The sequence below is a fragment of the Shewanella sp. Arc9-LZ genome (assembly GCF_010092445.1).
Taxonomy (GTDB): domain Bacteria; phylum Pseudomonadota; class Gammaproteobacteria; order Enterobacterales; family Shewanellaceae; genus Shewanella.
The window spans coordinates 3,130,790-3,149,496 of the sequence record NZ_CP048031.1 but is presented as its reverse complement, the minus strand read 5'-3'; the positions used below and the strand labels follow the sequence as shown (position 1 = coordinate 3,149,496).

The window sequence follows — 18,707 nt, the reverse complement described above, 5'->3', positions numbered from 1 at the left end:
TAAAAGCGAAAGCGATGTAAGCGTATATCGGAGTTATTTGTCGGTTGTTTCTGATGTTAACCGCTTGGCTTTTATAACCGCGAAGCGAACTAGCAGGACGAAGTCCGCTCTAGCATCCAGGTTTAGTCAGCGAGAACATTCAGCGCTATTTGCCATGACGGAGTGGGTGAGTTTGGTATAAGATACTGGTTATAAAAAAACGCGATGTGATGTCGTTAAACTCGCAGTGAATAAGATACCCAAATGAAAATAATTGCCGATGAAAACATGCCTTATGTTGATGCCTTGTTTGGCTATTTAGGTAAGATTGAATATGTAAATGGCCGAACCTTGACGGCTAAACAAGTTGAAGATGCTGATGTGTTACTGGTGCGTTCGGTGACCAAAGTGAATGCTGCGTTAATTAAGAATGCGCATAAACTTAAATTTGTGGGTAGTGCGACAATTGGTACCGATCATATTGATGTTGATTATCTTTCGTTGCGCAATATTTATTTTACTAATGCCCCTGGGTGTAACGCGACTGCAGTAGGTGAGTATGCATTTATTGCCATGCTGGAGTTAGCGCAACGTTTCGGTGAGTCTCTAGCCGGTAAAGTGGTTGGGATTGTCGGCGCGGGTAATACCGGCACCGCAGCCGCGAAGTGTATGCAAGCTTATGGGCTAAAAGTATTGTTATGCGATCCCATTAAAGCATCGCAAGGTGATACCCGAGAGTTTGTGTCGCTAGACACTATTATTGAGCAAGCCGATATAATCAGTCTGCATGTGCCTATCACTAAAGACGGTGAGCACAAAACCTGGTACTTGTTTGATGAAACTCGACTGAATAAGCTAAAGCCCAATACTTGGTTACTAAATTGCTGTCGAGGCGAGGTTATTGACAACCGAGCGCTGATCAAGTTTAAACAACAACGTGATGATGTAAAGCTGGTACTTGACGTGTGGGAAGGTGAACCTAACCCAATGACCGAATTAGTCGCCTTGGCAGAGTTTGCTACGCCGCATATTGCAGGTTATAGCCTTGAAGGCAAAGCCCGTGGTACGTTTATGTTGTATCAAAAGTGGTGTGAGTTACTTGATTTTCCGGTGAAAAAATCATTAGAAAGTTTATTACCAGCATTTCAATTTAACCAAATTGTAAATCAAGGTGATTTAACTGAAAGCCAATTGCTGAAATTGTCGCGTTTGGTCTATGATTTGCGTGATGATGACTTTAGTTTTAGAGGTTGTTTTTCAACAGCGACAGGTTTTGATTTAATGCGTAAAAACCACACTTATCGTCGTGAATATAGTGCTATCTCGTTAGCTCAATCTGTGGACTATTTATCTGATGGTACGATTAACCCACCGATGTTGAGTGCTTTAGGCTTTAATTAATTAGTGAAAGTATATAAGGCCGATATTGCCAATAGAACGACAGATTGAAGCTAAAAAACAGTAATTTTAACCAGTTGAGAAAAAATCACTTCAAAGTCGGCTTTTTTAGTACATTAACCCTAGTAAAGCACAACTAAACTAGGGTAGATTGATTGTTCAAACTGGATAATATGGAGTCGAGCGTTAATTATGTCTCAGGAATTTAATGTAGTCGTTTTAGGTGCATCGGGCGCAGTGGGTCAAACAATGATTGAGATCCTCGAGCAGCGTAATTTTCCGGTTGCTAAGTTGTTTCCATTAGCGAGCAGTCGCAGTGCTGGCGAAACAGTCAGTTTTCACGGTAAACAAGTTGAAATTCTTGACGTAGAAACGTTTGATTGGACCCAAGCACAAATTGGCTTCTTTTCTGCTGGTGGCGATGTGTCTGCTAAATGGGCGCCGATTGCGGGTGATGCGGGTTGTGTTGTTATCGATAACACCTCACATTTTCGTTACGACGTAGATGTGCCACTGGTGATACCTGAAGTTAACCCAGAAGCCATTGCTGATTTCCGCAATCGCAATATCATCGCTAATCCTAATTGTTCAACGATTCAGATGTTAGTGGCTCTTAAACCTATTTATGATGCTTTTGGTATTTCACGTATTAACGTAGCGACCTACCAGTCTGTGTCGGGAACCGGTAAAAAGGCGATTGATGAGCTAGCGGGTCAAAGTGCTAAATTATTGCAAGGATTACCGTCTGAGCCGACAGTTTATCCAAAGCAAATTGCCTTTAACGTATTGCCTCAAATTGATGTGTTTATGGAAAATGGCTACACCAAAGAAGAAATGAAAATGGTGTGGGAAACGCAGAAAATTTTTGGTGATGACGAAATTGTGGTTAATCCAACAGCTGTGCGTGTGCCTGTTTTTTATGGTCATTCTGAAGCTATCCACATTGAAACTCGTCAACCTGTTGATGCAGAAGATGTTAAAGCCGTTTTACGTGATGCACCAGGCGTAGAATTGTTTGATGATGATAGCGAATATCCAACCGCGGTAACTGAAGCTGCAGGTAATGATCCTGTTTATGTTGGTCGTGTTCGTAAAGATATTTCACACTCTCACGGTATAAATTTATGGGTTACTGCCGATAACATTCGTAAGGGCGCAGCATTAAACAGCGTACAAATTGCCGAGATTTTGATTAGAGATTACTATTAATTACGCTTTAACAATGTGTAATGACTTAATCAACAACGCGATTTAGTTTAAAAAGCCTGCAATGCGCAGGCTTTTTCCGTTTTACTGAGCCCAATAGTAGCAGGTGTGGTGAATCTAGTTTATAGTCGTAAACATATCATTTTTAACATCAATAACATCGAAATTGCCTGTAAAATTGGCTCACGATTGATGTGACTCGATACAGTTAACGACCATAATACTAACGATAAAAATTGCCTAAAGCCTGTTGCCAAATCGGTAACTCAATAGCGCTAAAAGGGAAGGATGGGATGACTTTGCGTACTTCATATATTGTGGGTTTGATTGCCTGCACAGCGGTTGGTTTAACCAGTGTACAAATTATTGAGTCTGCACAAGCAGAAACGCTCAAAATTACTGGGCCCAATGGCGAGGTTAAACAACAAGCGAAACGGCAATATGGTCCGACGACATCAAGAGATACGTTTTGGAGTATTGCGCAAAAAGTCAGACCCAGTGATAAGGTCAGTATTTATCAAGTGATGGCGGCGTTATTTGACGCGAATCCACATGCTTTTAGTGGTAATAATTACAATACATTAGAGCGAGGGATGATATTACTTGTTCCTTCTGTAGATGTGATAGCAGCTATACCCAATGATGTTGCTAAACGCCGTGCTGAACAAGATGACCGCCGCGCTAGCAGACAAACCCAGCCTCGTCCCGTTATTAATAAACCTATTCAATCCCCTATAGTCGAAACGCCTAAAAAGCCTACTGCTGCAAAACCACTGCAAATAGTTCAGCAAACACCTGCTGTAGCGGTTCAAACCAAAGCGATTAATGAGGCTAATGCGGTTGTCGTAAATGATCTCAATAGCACCTTAGATAAAGCTAATGCAAAAACGTTGATGGTCACGGATGAGCTAGCGCGCGCGCAAGATGAATTAATGGTCAGTAATAATGACAATCAAGCGTTGAAAAACAAAATTGAACAAATGTCATTAAACATTTCCTCGCTTGAAGAAGATCTACAACTATTACGCGAGAAATATGAAGCTTTAAACTTAGAAAATAAAAAACTCGAAGATCAAACCGAAAATGCGGAACCCGTAGTAGAAGAACCCACTGACTTTTGGCGTAGCCTAATGGATAACACCATTTTGTTGATCCTTGCCGCCTCTATCCCTCTGTTAATTATCTTCGGGCTTATTTTCTGGTTGCTCAGTCGCCGAAATAAAAAGTCTCAACAATCTGAAGTGAAAACAGCAACCCAGTCTGAACAAGAGTCTGCAGTTGCAACAGGCAGTGATGGCTTAGATGACTCTGATGATATTGTGGTCCATTTAGATTCAAGTGATGAAGATTCAATTGATGATTTATTGGATTTAGACAGCGTAGATTTACAGCCTGAAATCCAAATGGAAGATGATGCCGAGATGGATATGGCGTCAGATATGTTTGTTAGTGAAACAGAAATAGAAGACGAAGAAGGGACCTCATTAGACGATTTATGGGCAGAGGCTATGGAAGATCAAGATTCTGATCTTGAACCTCTTGAAGATGATGATGATCTCGATAGTCTACTTGCTGGATTAGATGATAAGCCTGCTGCAACCCTAAATTCTTCTGCACCAGAAGATGATTTAGACAGTTTGTTGGCGGGTTTAGATGAAGATACTGGAAAAGATGAAACTGATGATCTAGATGCTTCAGCAGAAAATGATATTGATTCGCTATTAGCTGAGTTTGATATGCCTGCAGAGCCAGATGATGTGGCTGCGGCAGCAGTAAAATCAGCAGACACAAGCGCGGATGACGATATCGATGCATTGTTAGCTGAGTTTGATATGCCTGCAGAGTCGGATGATGTTGCCGCTGCCGCAGCAGTAAAATCAGCAGACACAAGCGCGGAAGATGATATCGATGCATTGTTAGCTGAGTTTGATATGCCAGCGGAGTCGGATGATGTTGCCGCTGCCGCAGCAGTAAAATCAGCAGACACAAGCGCGGAAGATGATATCGATGCATTGTTAGCTGAGTTTGATATGCCAGCAGAGCCAGATGATGTGGCCGCCGAAACACCGGTAAAATCAGCTGAAGCAAACGCGGAAGACGATATCGATGCATTGTTAGCAGAGTTTGATATGCCTGCAGAACCGGATGATGTGGCCGCCGAAACACCGGTAAAATCAGCTGAAGCAAAAGCGGATGACGATATCGATGCATTGTTAGCAGAGTTTGATATGCCTGCAGAACCGGATGATGTGGCCGCCGAAACGCCGGTAAAATCAGCAGACACAAGCGCGGATGACGATATCGATGCATTGTTAGCTGAGTTTGATATGCCTGCAGAGCCAGATGATGTGGCCGCCGAAACACAGATAAAATCAGCTGAAGCAAAAGCGGATGACGATATCGATGCATTGTTAGCTGAGTTTGATATGCCTGCAGAGCCAGATGATGTGGCCGCCGAAACACCGGTAAAATCAGCTGAAGCAAAAGCGGATGACGATATCGATGCATTGTTAGCAGAGTTTGATATGCCTGCAGAACCGGATGATGTGGCTGCCGAAACACCGGTAAAATCAGCTGAAACAAACGCGGAAGAGGACCTTGATTTATTACTATCAGAGCCTGATTCGGAACAAACTGATGTTGATGCTCCTACTGCAACGGACGAAGATATAGATCAACTCCTAGCCGGCTTATCTGCAACCAAGGATGAGAACGAAGAAGATAGCTCAACAGATAGTTCAACAGATGATGGGGATACAGACCTTCAGCCGTTAAACCGTGATTCAATTGACAACGATGATGATATTGCCGCGTTAATTGCAGCTGAGTTGCAAGATGATACTAACGAAGATATCCAAGATGTAGAGTCGAGTGATGATGACATTGACGCATTGCTGTCTAGCTTGAATGAGCCTGTTATTGAATCAGTGTTTGATGAAAAAAGTGATGAACTATCAACCGGTGAACAGCAAACTTCCGATAGTGATGATTTAGCGGCGCAAATTGCTGCAGAGTTAAGTGATGAGGATGTCGTAGATTCCATTGATGATAATGAAACCAGTGATGATGACATCGATGCATTATTAGCGAGTCTTAACGAGCCTGTGATTGAGTCAGATGCCGACGTTCAGGAAAAGGCTGCCGTCCAAGCACAGATTGCTGCTGAATTAGATGATGATATTTCCGATGAAGAATCAATATCTGATGATGAGTCCCTCGATGATGATATTAATACTTTATTGGCAAGCTTTAAAGAAGATATAAAAGACGATACTCCATCAGAAAATGACACTGAAAACCCACAGTATGGCAGTGCTCCGCAGGTTGACAGCACTCAGCCTGACAATGAAAGCATCGACGATAACGCATTATTCGATGAGTTTGATGAATATCTTAATGATACCGATTTAACTAACACAGTTGATACCGCTGATATTGAAACGAACAAGTATATTGAGCCAGAAGCGGATGCTGATAAAGCAGCAGACAGCGATGACGAAGATAACCGCTGGCTAGATGCTGAACTTGAAGCTGCGTTAGCGTCAACGAGCAATAATGATGTTGAGTCTGATCAAGAAACTGCAGCTGCACAAGCTCCTACATCAGAAACGGATGATGGTCTTGATGCCTTGTTAGCACAAATGGATGATGAAGAGGCTGCTTCGTCTAGTGCGAAAAGTAAAATCAATAAAGATTCAGGCTTCTTTAATGACCTAAAATCAAGTAAACCAAAACCTGAACTTTTAGATTGGGAAAGCGATTTACTTAAAGCTGCCGAGTCAGCCGCTGACGAGAGAGAAGTCGATGAAGCAGATGTGAGTGACGATGATCTACTGGCTGCATTTTCACAATCACTCAATGATGATGACAACGATGATGACTTTACCTCAGAAGATGAGTATATCCTTAGCGATGACAACTTAACTGTTGATGAAGCATTGGCTGCACTCGATCAAAAAGAACGAAGCCAATCAACAGAATATAAAGCCAGTGACGATGACTTAATGCGTTTTGAGCGTGAAAACGGTTATATCGATATTGATAAACTGTTGAACGATGCTGATGAAGATGACGATAAAACCGATCAGTATAAAGACGTTAATGTTGATATGGGCTCTGCAAGTTCATTAATGGGCAATCCGAATATGGTTGATGTTGATGATGAAGAAAACTCCGTTAATGCAAAACTTGATTTAGCCAGGGCGTATATTGAAATTGAAGATCAAGACAGTGCCCGAGCGTTATTAAAAGAAGTGCAAATGGACGGTAATGAACGTCAGCAATTAGAAGCCAAAAATTTACTAAAAAGTGTCAGTTAAGCCGATAATTTTTTGCCTGCATAGGTAAAGAAATAGGCTTATGTTAACCACATAAAAGCAAACGGCGCAGATACATGCGCCGTTTTTTTGTGATAAACTGCGCGCCATTATTGAGTAGAGGATATAGGCATGCGGGTCGCGTTAGGTGTTGAATATGATGGTAGTGGTTTTTGTGGGTGGCAGCGCCAACTCGAGGTCGATTCAGTGCAAGCCCAGATTGAAAAAGCGTTAAGTTATGTGGCTAATGAACCTATAACCGTTTTGTGTGCCGGCAGAACAGATACTGGTGTACACGGTACCGGGCAGGTGGTTCATTTTGACACCGATGTTCAACGTCCAATGACGGCGTGGACACAGGGCGTTAATGCTAATTTACCCGACAGTGTGGCGATACGCTGGGCAAAAGAAGTCGATGACAGTTTTCATGCTCGTTACAGTGCGACAGCCAGACGTTACCGCTATGTGATTTATAATCATAAACTGCGCCCGGGTATTTTAAGTGCCGGAGTGAGCCATTATCACGGTGATATTGATGAAACCTTGATGCATAAAGCGGCACAGCTTTTTGTTGGCGAACACGATTTTACCAGTTTTAGAGCATTGCATTGTCAATCTAAAACGCCGTTTCGAAACGTGCATCAAGTCAATGTGACTCGCCAGGGTATGTATGTGATGGTCGATATTCAAGCTAATGCATTTTTACATCATATGGTGCGTAATATTGTTGGTTCATTACTGCAAATCGGCTTAGGTAATCAACCTATAGAGTGGATAACAGAATTGTTTGCTCTGAAAAATCGTAAGCTAGCGGCACCTACCGCTAAACCGAACGGATTGTATTTGGTCGACGTAAGTTATCCTGAACATTATCAATTACCTAAGCTAGCTTTGGGTCCATTGTTTATGCTCGATTAAGCCCTTTAAGCTATCTATGTTATTTAAGTTAGCTAAGTTATCTTTATTGAAATGTAAAACGAATGTTCTGTATTCGCAGGCCGAGTAAGGTTTGAATAAGTTAAATGGTATTGAATTATGTCAATCGTGTCTGAAATAACTGTGCCCAATCAACAGTCAAGTTTAGCTCAATGGCTGGATTATTTGTTGGCAATTCATCCTAGCGAAATTGACATGGGTTTAACTCGAGTCAGCGCAGTTGCCGAGCGATTGAGTGTGCTTGATTTGGCGCCAGCTAAAGTGATTACCGTAGCCGGCACCAATGGCAAAGGCACAACCTGCGCCATGTTGGCTTCGATTTTACGTCAGGCTGGTTTGTCTGTCGGCGTGTATAGCTCGCCTCATTTGCTGCATTACAATGAACGGGTGCAAATAAATCAACAAGACGCTAGTGATGACGCTCTTATCGAAGCTTTTTGTGCCATAGAGGCGGCGCGAGGTGATATTTCATTAACCTTTTTTGAATATGCTACCTTAGCTGGTTTATATTTGTTTAAAGCTGCTAAAGTCGATGTGATCATCCTTGAAGTGGGTTTAGGTGGACGGTTGGATGCAACCAATATTATTGATTCCATAGCCACTATTTTGACCTCAATCGATCTTGATCATCAAGAATATTTAGGCGATACCCGCGAACTGGTTGGCAGAGAGAAAGCTGGTGTGTTTCGCCCCGATTGTGTCGCTATTATCGGTGAGCCAGACTTACCGTTGAGCATCACTGAATATGCGAATCAACTCCATACAACCCTTTATCGTGTTGGGCATGAGTTTAATTACCATAAAGATCAGACTCAACCAGCATTGTGGCACTTTGAATCTGCACGGCAGTCATATACAGGTTTAACTGTGCCAAGGTTACCGCTAGCTAACGCTGCTAGTGTTGTTGCGCTGCTAAGCCATATTTGGCCGCAAATAAGCCAACAGCACATAAACCAAGGATTACAACAAGCTCAACTCGCTGGGCGACTAGAGCAGGTGAGTCAGCAACCATTAGTATTATTAGATGTTGCGCATAATCCACATGCCGCCAGATATTTAGCGCAACAGTTACAGGCTTACCAAGGCCGTCGTATTGTAGCCTTGTGTGGCATGCTTAAAGATAAAGACATTAAGTCAGTATTGGCGACATTAGCCGAGCAAATTAGCCATTGGAACTTGGTGAGTTTAGATAATCCACGTGGCGCATCAGCACAAGCATTGCGTCAAGCATTGCCCAATGACGGTAGCTGTGAGCATGTAAGTGAGTTTGCTGACATCGCTAGCGCATGGCAAGCTATACAAGCTACAGTCAATGCAGATGATGTGGTTATTGTCTTCGGTTCTTTTTATACTGTAGCTGGCTTTAAATCTTTATAAACACTATTTATGTCAGACGTCGGTCGTGCAAGCCATCATTAACGTCATTTGGTTAAAAAAGGGAATTAGCTTTGAATCGTCAATTTCAAAATCGTTTGGTGGGTACCATCGTATTAGTGGCCTTAGGCGTGATTTTTTTACCCGACTTATTAGACGGTAAAAAAACGCAAGTGGTTGAGGAATTCACTGAAATTCCTTTACGTCAAACTCAGCCAAGTGCTTCCAATAAAGTTAATTCTGACAATACCGCTGAACCAGTAGAAGAATTTCAAGTGTTAACGATTGCTGAACCACAAGATCTCAGTAACGATATCGTTGCATTAGGGGGAGCTGAACCGAACAAAGAGCCGACCAAAGAAGTCAGCCAAGCTGTTAAGCCGCCAGCTCCAGCTCCAGTTACAGTAGCAGTGGCAGTTAAAAAGCCTGAAACCCAGGTTGCAAATAAAGTGAAATCACCTATTACTGCTGGTTTTACATTGCAGTTAGGCGGGTTTAATAATATTACCAATGTAAAAGCGTTGATTGCTCAACTGCGAAAAGCGGGGTTTAACGCTTATACACTGCCTAAAGTACCCGTTGAAGGGAAACTAACCCGAGTGTTTGTTGGCCCTGAAGTTTCAGAAGAAAAACTTAAAGCTCGTCAGCAACCTATATTCAAATTAACCGGATTAAAAGGCAAAATCGTAGCCTATAATCCACAGGAACAATAACCTCTTCAGACGGTATTTTGCATGCGTGATTAATATTTACAATTTGATTGTTCTTAATCACGCAAGAATAATTTGTGCAATCAGAGGTGAGAAACATCTCTGTCTCTGTTAGAATCCCGCCGTCTTGAACCCTATACCGGATCCCCATCTCCATGGTTTGGATTGATTACGCAATAATTATTGTCATCGGGTTATCAACTATTATTAGTTTGATCCGCGGATTTGCCAAAGAAGCCATGTCTCTTGTGGTTTGGTTTGCCGCTTTCTTTATCGCTAGCCAGTTTTATCTTGATCTTGCAGCTCATTTAACCCAAATGCAGGACGAGTTAGTTAGAAACGGTGTGGCGATTGCTATTCTTTTTATCATTACCCTGATCATAGGGGCTCTCGTTAATTATTTATTAGGCCAGTTAGTGGCTAAAACCGGATTATCGGGCACAGACCGTGTTTTAGGCCTGTGTTTTGGTGCCATTCGTGGCGCGTTAATCGTTAGTGCATTACTGTTTTTTATGGATGCTTTTACGGCATTCCCTGACACTAAATGGTGGCAGGACTCTGTTCTTGTACCTGAATTTGGCGTGGTTATTCAGTGGTTTTTTAACTACCTTGAAAATACCTCTAGCTTTGTACCCAAAATATAAACATAAAACACTTTACAGTGAGGAACCTTACCCATGTGTGGTATCGTCGGAATAGTAGGAAAATCAACAGTTAATCAGACCATTTATGATGCGCTGACTGTGCTCCAACATCGTGGTCAAGACGCAGCAGGTATTGTGACGGTTGACATGAATGCGTTTCGTTTACGTAAAGCAAACGGCTTAGTCAAAGATGTGTTTGAACCTAAACATATGCAGCGTTTACAAGGCAATGCCGGTATTGGACATGTTCGTTATCCTACCGCTGGCAGCTCGAGTGCATCAGAGGCACAACCGTTTTATGTTAACTCGCCATTTGGTATTTCGTTAGCACATAACGGTAACTTGACTAATACGATTGAACTGGCTGCAAGCTTGGTCACAAAGCGTCGTCATGTTAACACCACCTCAGACTCAGAAATCTTGTTAAATCTGTTAGCCGATGAGTTACAAGAAACGCGCAGTTTAACCTTAAGTGCCGATGAAGTGTTTGATGCAGTTGCTAAAGTGCATGCGCAAACTCGTGGTGCTTACGCGGTAGTTGCGATGATTATTGGCCAAGGTTTAGTGGCATTTCGCGACCCATTTGGTATTCGTCCTTTGGTATTGGGTAAACACGAAACTGCAACGGGTACTGAGTACATGGTTGCTTCTGAAAGTGTTGCTTTAGACGCTGTTGGTTTTGAAGTGATGCGTGACGTAGCACCTGGTGAGGCTGTTTATATTTCACTTGATGGACAATTGTTTACCCGTCAATGTGCAGCAGACCCAAGCTATGCGCCATGTATTTTCGAATTCGTGTATTTTGCACGTCCAGATTCGAGCATTGATAAAGTGTCTGTTTATGCAAGCCGTGTAAACATGGGCGCTAAGTTAGGCGAAAAAATTAAGAAAGAATGGGAAGATCACGACATTGATGTTGTTATTCCTATTCCTGAAACTTCGTGCGATATCGCATTAGAAATTGCACGTTGCATGGATTTACCGTACCGCCAAGGTTTTGTGAAAAATCGTTATATTGGTCGTACGTTTATTATGCCTGGTCAGTTAGAGCGTAAAAAATCTGTACGTCGTAAACTGAATGCGATTAATACCGAGTTTAAAGGTAAAAACGTATTATTGGTTGATGATTCGATTGTACGTGGTACTACGTCTGAACAGATCATTGAAATGGCGCGAGAAGCCGGTGCAAAGAAAGTGTACTTTGCTTCAGCGGCACCTGAAATTCGTTTCCCGAATGTGTATGGTATTGATATGCCGACGTCTAATGAGCTTATCGCTCATGGTCGTGATGCTGACGAAATTGCCAAAATCATTGGTGCCGATGGCATTATTTTCCAAGACTTAAGCGACTTAATTGAAGCGGTAAGAATGGAAAATCCAGAGATTAAGCGTTTCGAAACATCAGTATTCGACGGTCATTATATTACCAACGACGTTGACCAAGCTTACTTGGATCATTTAACGCAATTACGTAATGATGATGCTAAAGCCAATCGCTCAAAAGACATTGGTACTAACTTAGAAATGCACAACGAGTGTCATCCATAAGTTAACCGGCCTTGTTAGCAATATTTGTTAACAACAAAAAAACCAGCATGAAAATGCTGGTTTTTTTATGGGTTTAAATCATTAAATCATTAAGTCAAAAGTCAAAAGTCAAAAATGGATCTCTCCCAATAAGGCATTTAAGCCGGGATCTAAGCTTGCGCGGATAATGAAGACGAAGGGCAAAAGCTAAAATAATAATCCTGACTACTACGTTATTCACCCTGTAATATTTTTAAGCAGGGACCTATATTTTTTTGGGCTTAGTGAGTATTACTCTTGAATAAAATCTTCCATAAACCAGGCGCATAGAGTGTGGCGGCCGTCAACTTGTGCTTTGCTGTAAATTGTTGATGCTTGTTGGCGGACCGTTTTTTCTTTGGTGAGTCGTACCTCGGCAATTTCTTTAAAGCTGAGGCCTTTCAACAGTAATAAAGCGACTTGTTGTTCACTTTTTGTAAACTGCCATGCATCGAATTGTGTTGCGATTGTTACGCTATATTCTTGTCTTGCTGATCGCATTTGTGCTGACATGTGATCGATTTCTTTATCCGCTTTTTTAAGTTTCGATTTGAGTGCTTTGACTTGGCGAGAACTGCGGATCAGGTCATAACCTAAAAAAATACTCGCTGCAATCGTTAACAATACCAGCATGGCTTCTTGGGCAATGTGCCAAGCGGGAATGTCCAGTTGAAAATCGGCAAATATGTCGAACAACTTAAACAAGGTGATTAGCAGTAGCAGTATAATAATGAATACATCTTTTCTCATGACAGCGGTCCAAAAATGAGTGTGTTACGTAAATAAAACTAAAAAGGGTAAGTGATTACGCATTAAAATCATGAGTTTACATTATGGTACATATGTACCATAGCGACATTTATGATACATACTCCCCATGTGTTCTCTACCTAAAGATAATAGTCTAACTATATCTTTTGGGTTAGTGAAATCACATATGTCTGCCGTGAAGTTTAGTATCAAAATATGTCTTATTATTGCGTTAGCGATTAGCTCTTATAGCTATGGCGCTACAAGCAATGACCTGTCACCACTGTTGCAGTTAAGTCAAACGCGATTAAACAAGACCACCTTTAATGCCATGCCACTCAACGATAACCGCTCAGTACAATTGAGCAGTTCGACTTGGTTGACGGGCTTACCGAGCATTAGTTTAAGTTACCTAGGCGATCTTGATAATAGTAACATTTATGAACAAGAAGTATCACTTAACTTACCCATTAAATCTTTTAGTTTGCACCAAAGCGATAACAAATTAAAACGGTTAACAAGCTCTCTGCTTGAGCAGCAGGTGGCACTTCAAAAATTATATTTATCTGGTTTGCTTAGGCAAAGTATGTGGGATTTCCGCATCGCTTTAGTTAAGTCTAATCAACTGCAACGTAAAGCATCGCTATTAGAACAGTTACATGTGCAGCAAAAACAACTGTCTGCAGCGGGTGAGTTTCCTAAAGTCAATTTATTGCTATTAGATCGTGAACGCGTGGATATTGATTTAGCGCAGATTGAACTAAAACAGCAACAAGATGAAGCAATGGCATTATTTCAATCACTCACTGGTTTGAGTGAGATCCCCGAAAATATAGAAGAAAGTGGCCATAATATGGCTGAATTAGACGTGCAATCTATTCATGGTGCTGATGTGGTATTGATGCAGCATCCTTTGTGGCAATTACAGTCGCTGCAACAACAGTTTCAAGACGTCATGATGACAAGCCAGCAAGCGGGTGAACAAGATCCGTGGACTGTGTCATTAACCGCAAAGGAAACGGCTGGTGATCTCTCTAACGACCAGCATTTAGGTGTTGGGATCAGTATTCCACTCGGTTTTGGCTCTACTTTATCTCAACGTGAGCTGTCGGTTTGGCAGAAAGATTATCAAGATCAACGCATCAATAGCGAAAGACTGTATCTGGAACTCAAAAATCAATCACAAAAGCTGTTATTACAGCAGCATAATCTCAGAAAACAGCAGGCCTTGTTACAACGAGGGGTATCACTGAGTCGCACCATCACTGAAGATTTGGCCAAGGTAAAAGACCAAAACCAAATGGGTTATGAAATTTGGTTACGCCGTTACATGGATGCATTAGATACCGAATCGCGTTTAGCACTTAACCAAGTGGCCCAGCAACAACTTCATTCTCAGCAACTGCAAGCTTTAGGGATTTCATTATGATGGCCAAATTTGGCACCAGCCTTTTATGTATCACAATTGGTTTATCATCGGCGTTTGTTCGTGCTGAAACCATATCTCTTAGCGAGTTAGGTCACTTAGACGTGAGTTATATGTCGCCTAAAAAAGTGGCCAGTTATGAAGGTAGTCCTCTTCCTGCACAAATAGCCCGTTTACCCGGTAACGATTATTGGGTTATGACGCCTGAAAATATTCAGCAAGTCACGTTTTTAGTGGGACAGGGGCAAGTTGTCACCAAAGACCAAGCCATTGTCAGATTAACTGGACCGGAAGTGTTTCATTTTTTAGCTCAAATAGAGGCGGCCAAAAGCCTATACGATCTTGCTAAACAGCGTTATGACCGTAATTTGCCTTTATTAAAAAATGGCAGCATTGGCTCTGATAAGTGGCGCGAGATCAGCCAAGATTACTTTAGTGCTCACCTTGAATACGAACACATGCAGCACTTTATGGAGATGGTGCAAAGCATTGATGCAGATACTGAATCGCTGGTGGTCATGGCTCCTGTGGCGGGCATTGTTAATCTTAATTATCTAAATAGCCCCTACAGTGCTGGGGTGCAATTATTCTCGCTTATTCCTACCGATAGTATTCGGGTGAAAGTCAGTGTGCCTATGAGTCAGTCAACCTCGTTATCTGCGGTGAACATTAATCAATGTCATATTGCCATTGATGAAGTGTCTGCAATTGCTGATGGGGTATTTTTAACAGCTTGGTCTACCCCTGTACCACAAACGTGCAATTTACTCTTAGGGCAACAAATTACTGTGATACCTGAATATCAAAAAGCCGTGTATTTGGTGCCTAAAATTAGTGTGTTCACTTGGCAACAAGATAGCCAGATTTTTACCCAAAAAGACCAAACATTGTCTTCATTGAGTATCGATGTATTAGGCTCTACTGCAGATGATTATATTGTCGCGAGTGATCAAGATTTGAGTCAAATTAAAGTCTTGTCTCAATCTGTCGCGGCAGTGAAAGGTATACTGCTTGGTTTAGGAGGCGAATAATATGCTCGCTTCTGTGATTCGTTTTTCGCTAACTCAGCGCTTGTTTGTGCTGATCGTAGCGTTGATTTTAATGTTAGCGGGTACTCGTGCCTGGTTTAATATTCCTCTTGATGCCTTTCCTGATATTTCGCCTACGCAAGTGAAGATTATTTTAAAAGCGCCGGGCATGACGCCTGAAGAAATTGAAGCGCAAATTACTGTACCGGTTGAAACAGAGCTTTTAGGGATCCCAAATCAAGCCATTTTACGCTCCACTACTAAGTATGCCATTAGTGATATTACCTTAGATTTTACTGAAGGAACTGATATCTATTGGGCTAGGCAGCAGGTCAGCGAGCGACTAGCGGCGGTATGGGACAGTTTTCCTGAAGGTGTCTCTGGTGGTGTGGCACCGATGAGTACGCCGTTAAGTGAAATCTTTATGTTTACACTTGAAAACCCTAACTTATCGTTAATGGAACGTCGGCAATTGCTGGAATGGGAAGTCAGACCCTTGCTGCGTACCGTTGCTGGTGTGGCTGATGTGAATATTTTAGGCGGCTATGCCAAAAGTTTTAGCATTAGTCCTAATCCTTCAGCCATGGCTGCCGCTGGCGTCAGTTTTGCAGATTTGCAACAGGCGATTACTGACAATAATCATAATGAAGGTGCCGGTAAATTAACCATTGGTACTGATACCATTATTGTGCGTTCAGAAGGGCGAGTTGATGATATTGATGAACTAAAACAGTTAGTGATTAAGGCGGATGATGCGCAAGTTTATCGCTTGATAGATTTAGCTGACGTACAGATTGGCCATTTAGCACGCTATGGCGCGGTATCAAAAGACGGTGAAGAGGCGGCTGAAGCCTTAATTATTGCACTTAAAGATGCCAATACTGCCCAAGTAGTCACCAATATTAAAGCAAAGTTAGCGCAAATTAATACTTCGTTGCCCGAAGGCAGCGAGCTTAACGTTTTTTATGATCGTGCTAATTTAATTAATACCGCGATTGATACCATTTCAAGTGCGTTATTTGAAGCCGTGTTGTTAGTGATTGTATTACTAGCGCTGTTTTTAGGTAATGTCAGGGCCGCTTTAGTTGTGTCATTGTCTTTGCCTCTTGCGGCATTAATGACGTTTTTGATGATGGATTTATTTAATCTGTCAGCAAATTTAATGAGTCTAGGTGGCTTAGTCATCGCGATTGGTATGTTGGTTGATTCATCTGTGGTAGTGGTTGAGAACATGGTCAATCTTATTGCGACTAAGCAACGTTTGCCGCGTTTACACCTTATTTATCGTGCGACTAAAGAGGTGGCTATTCCAGTTGTATCTGGCACTGTCATTGTGATGATTGTATTTTCTCCCTTACTGACATTAACCGGCTTAGAGGGCAAATTATTTACGCCCGTGGCTGTCACGATTGTCTTTGCCATGTTATCGGCATTGGTGTTGTCGCTTACGGTTATTCCAGTCATTGCATCTTATCTGGTTAACGAAAAGTCTGCACAAGAGCCTAAAGCGATAGAGAAACTAAAAGCGGCTTATTTGAGCAGTTTAAAAAAGACGTTTACCTATAAAAAGCCGTTTATCATCGTGTCGTTTACGCTGTTAGTGGTGAGTTTAGGGCTATTTAGTCTTGTGGGTAAAACCTTTATGCCGACATTGGATGAAGGCGATATTATTTTACAGCTAGAAAAATCACCTTCTATTTCGCTTGAAGCGTCGATTGCTATCGACAAGCAAATTCAAATTACCTTGCTTGATAAGGTGCCAGAAATTAAACAAATGGTTGCGCGGACCGGTTCTGATGAAATTGGTTTAGATCCTATGGGGCTAAATGAAACCGATGTATTTTTGGAACTCGCACCGCGAGACGAGTGGCGCTTTGCTGACAAGACGCAACTGATTGATGCTATTCGCACTGAACTGCTTAATTTTCCTGGAGTAAATTTTAATTTTACTCAACCTATTCAGATGCGCGTCTCTGAAATGCTTACTGGCAGTATTGGTGATGTGGCCATCAAAGTCTTTGGTACCGATATTGATACACTTGGGCAATTAACGGCCCAAATTGAGCAGCTTGTCAGTGACACCAGTGGCAGTATCGATGTAAAAATGGCCATGATTGAGGGCAGTCCATTTATTAACTTAACCCTAGATAATGAGCTGGCACGTGGCTTTGGCATGAGCACCATGGAGTTTTCGCGGTATTTAAAAAGCCAACTTGAAGGTGTTGTTGTGACCGAAGTGCTGCAAGGTAAAAAGCGTACCCCAGTATTGATCGCCAATAATCAAGGCGGGTTGAGTAGTATTAATGAGCTGCAGAATCAATTGTTGGTGATGCCTGATCATTCATTAAAACGTCTTACCGATATCGCTAAATTAACCTACAAAGAAGGCCCTATTTTAATTGAACGCGAACAAGGTGATCGTTTTTCGGTGATTACGACTAACGTGCAAGGCCGAGACATAGTCAGTTTTGTTGAAGAACTCAACGCGAAAATTGACGCTGAGGTTAAGTTACCTAGCGGTTACAGTGTCAGTTTTGGTGGCGAGTTTGAAAATCAACAACGTGCCACTAATAACTTATTACTGGTTATTCCCGTCGCCATTGCGCTTATTACTCTCATTTTGTTTACCACTTTTGGTTCGCTTGCTAAAGCGGGCTTGATTTTGGCTAACGTCCCCTTTGCTATGATGGGCGGGATCGTGAGCTTGTATGTTTCGGGCGAGTATTTATCTGTGCCTGCTTCGGTTGGTTTTATTGCATTACTCGGCGTCGCGGTACTTAACGGTGTGGTGATGGTGAGTTATTACGAGCAGACCAAACATGTCTTTAGCAGTTTATTGGCGCGAGTCGAACAAGGTGCAGCAAGACGTTTACGGCCTATTTTGATGACCGCCACGACAGCCATGTTTGGCTTGATGCCATTGGTGTTTGCATCGGGCCCTGGTGCTGAAATCCAAAAGCCATTGGCCATTGTTGTTATTGGCGGTTTGCTGACATCAACCATTACAACCCTTTATTTGTTACCAATCCTTTATTACTGGCTGGAGAAACGTCAATGATCACGGAGCAATTGTTAGTGCTGATCGCCCAAAATGATATTAAGGACGACATCGTTGATACCTTGATTGAGCTTGAGTTTTTATCTGGTTTTAGCCTAGGTAATATTTGCGGTTTTAGCCGCGAACACAGCCATTTTAATATCAAAGAGCAAGTTGAAGGCTACAGGGAATTTTGTAAGTTTGAAATTATGCATCCTGTGGATCATCAAGATGCGTTATTAGGTGCCTTGTCTGCGGTTTGTAAACATAATCCGTGTCGATATTGGATTACACCCATTATTCATACAGGCACTTTGTGCTAGCCGCAAAAGAAAAG

13 protein-coding genes are annotated in these 18,707 nt (G+C 42.0%); 12 read left to right on the top strand and 1 reads right to left on the bottom strand.

Going from position 1 to position 18,707, the window contains the following annotated elements:
• Window positions 1-243: 243 nt before the first annotated feature.
• The 8 genes from GUY17_RS13485 (at window position 244) to purF (ending at window position 12,111) form a co-directional block, all read left to right on the top strand.
• On the top strand, window positions 244-1,380 hold the full coding sequence (locus GUY17_RS13485; protein ID WP_162023446.1) for a 4-phosphoerythronate dehydrogenase: 1,137 nt from the start codon (window positions 244-246) through the stop codon (window positions 1,378-1,380).
• A 189-nt stretch (window positions 1,381-1,569) separates the two neighbouring features.
• Window positions 1,570-2,586, top strand: a complete 1,017-nt coding sequence (locus tag GUY17_RS13480) for an aspartate-semialdehyde dehydrogenase (protein ID WP_011636866.1) — start codon at window positions 1,570-1,572, stop codon at window positions 2,584-2,586.
• Between the two features lie 290 nt (window positions 2,587-2,876).
• Window positions 2,877-6,902, top strand: a complete 4,026-nt coding sequence (locus GUY17_RS13475) for a FimV/HubP family polar landmark protein (protein ID WP_162023445.1) — start codon at window positions 2,877-2,879, stop codon at window positions 6,900-6,902.
• 129 nt (window positions 6,903-7,031) lie between these two features.
• Window positions 7,032-7,817 (top strand): tRNA pseudouridine(38-40) synthase TruA, encoded by a 786-nt coding sequence (gene truA / locus GUY17_RS13470; RefSeq protein WP_162023444.1) that lies wholly within the window; start codon window positions 7,032-7,034, stop codon window positions 7,815-7,817.
• Window positions 7,818-7,934: 117 nt separating this feature from the next.
• The gene (gene folC, locus GUY17_RS13465) at window positions 7,935-9,212 is read left to right on the top strand and encodes a bifunctional tetrahydrofolate synthase/dihydrofolate synthase (RefSeq protein WP_162023443.1); all 1,278 of its coding nucleotides are present in this window, start codon (window positions 7,935-7,937) and stop codon (window positions 9,210-9,212) included.
• 71 nt (window positions 9,213-9,283) lie between these two features.
• Complete coding sequence (locus tag GUY17_RS13460; protein ID WP_162023442.1) at window positions 9,284-9,922, top strand: SPOR domain-containing protein; 639 nt, start codon at window positions 9,284-9,286, stop codon at window positions 9,920-9,922.
• A 152-nt stretch (window positions 9,923-10,074) separates the two neighbouring features.
• The gene (locus tag GUY17_RS13455; protein ID WP_101086721.1) at window positions 10,075-10,563 is read left to right on the top strand and encodes a CvpA family protein; all 489 of its coding nucleotides are present in this window, start codon (window positions 10,075-10,077) and stop codon (window positions 10,561-10,563) included.
• A gap of 33 nt (window positions 10,564-10,596) precedes the next feature.
• Window positions 10,597-12,111 (top strand): amidophosphoribosyltransferase, encoded by a 1,515-nt coding sequence (gene purF / locus GUY17_RS13450; protein ID WP_011636872.1) that lies wholly within the window; start codon window positions 10,597-10,599, stop codon window positions 12,109-12,111.
• Window positions 12,112-12,381: 270 nt separating this feature from the next.
• Here the strand turns inward: purF and GUY17_RS13445 are convergent, their stop codons facing one another.
• A complete protein-coding gene (locus tag GUY17_RS13445; RefSeq protein ID WP_162023441.1) occupies window positions 12,382-12,879 on the bottom strand; it encodes a LuxR C-terminal-related transcriptional regulator in 498 nt (165 codons plus the stop codon).
• Between the two features lie 187 nt (window positions 12,880-13,066).
• Between GUY17_RS13445 and GUY17_RS13440 the strand changes: the two genes are divergently transcribed.
• The 4 genes from GUY17_RS13440 to GUY17_RS13425 are packed head-to-tail and all read left to right on the top strand — an operon-like array spanning window position 13,067 to window position 18,693.
• A complete protein-coding gene (locus GUY17_RS13440; RefSeq protein WP_162023440.1) occupies window positions 13,067-14,308 on the top strand; it encodes a metal transporter in 1,242 nt (413 codons plus the stop codon).
• The gene (locus GUY17_RS13435) at window positions 14,305-15,336 is read left to right on the top strand and encodes a membrane fusion-like protein (protein WP_162023439.1); all 1,032 of its coding nucleotides are present in this window, start codon (window positions 14,305-14,307) and stop codon (window positions 15,334-15,336) included. Before GUY17_RS13440 ends, GUY17_RS13435 begins: the two co-directional genes overlap by 4 nt.
• A gap of 1 nt (window position 15,337) precedes the next feature.
• On the top strand, window positions 15,338-18,391 hold the full coding sequence (locus GUY17_RS13430; protein WP_162023438.1) for an efflux RND transporter permease subunit: 3,054 nt from the start codon (window positions 15,338-15,340) through the stop codon (window positions 18,389-18,391).
• Window positions 18,388-18,693 (top strand): DUF3240 family protein, encoded by a 306-nt coding sequence (locus GUY17_RS13425; RefSeq protein WP_101086726.1) that lies wholly within the window; start codon window positions 18,388-18,390, stop codon window positions 18,691-18,693. The genes GUY17_RS13430 and GUY17_RS13425 overlap by 4 nt, the downstream gene beginning before the upstream one ends.
• The last annotated feature ends 14 nt before the right edge of the window (window positions 18,694-18,707 follow it).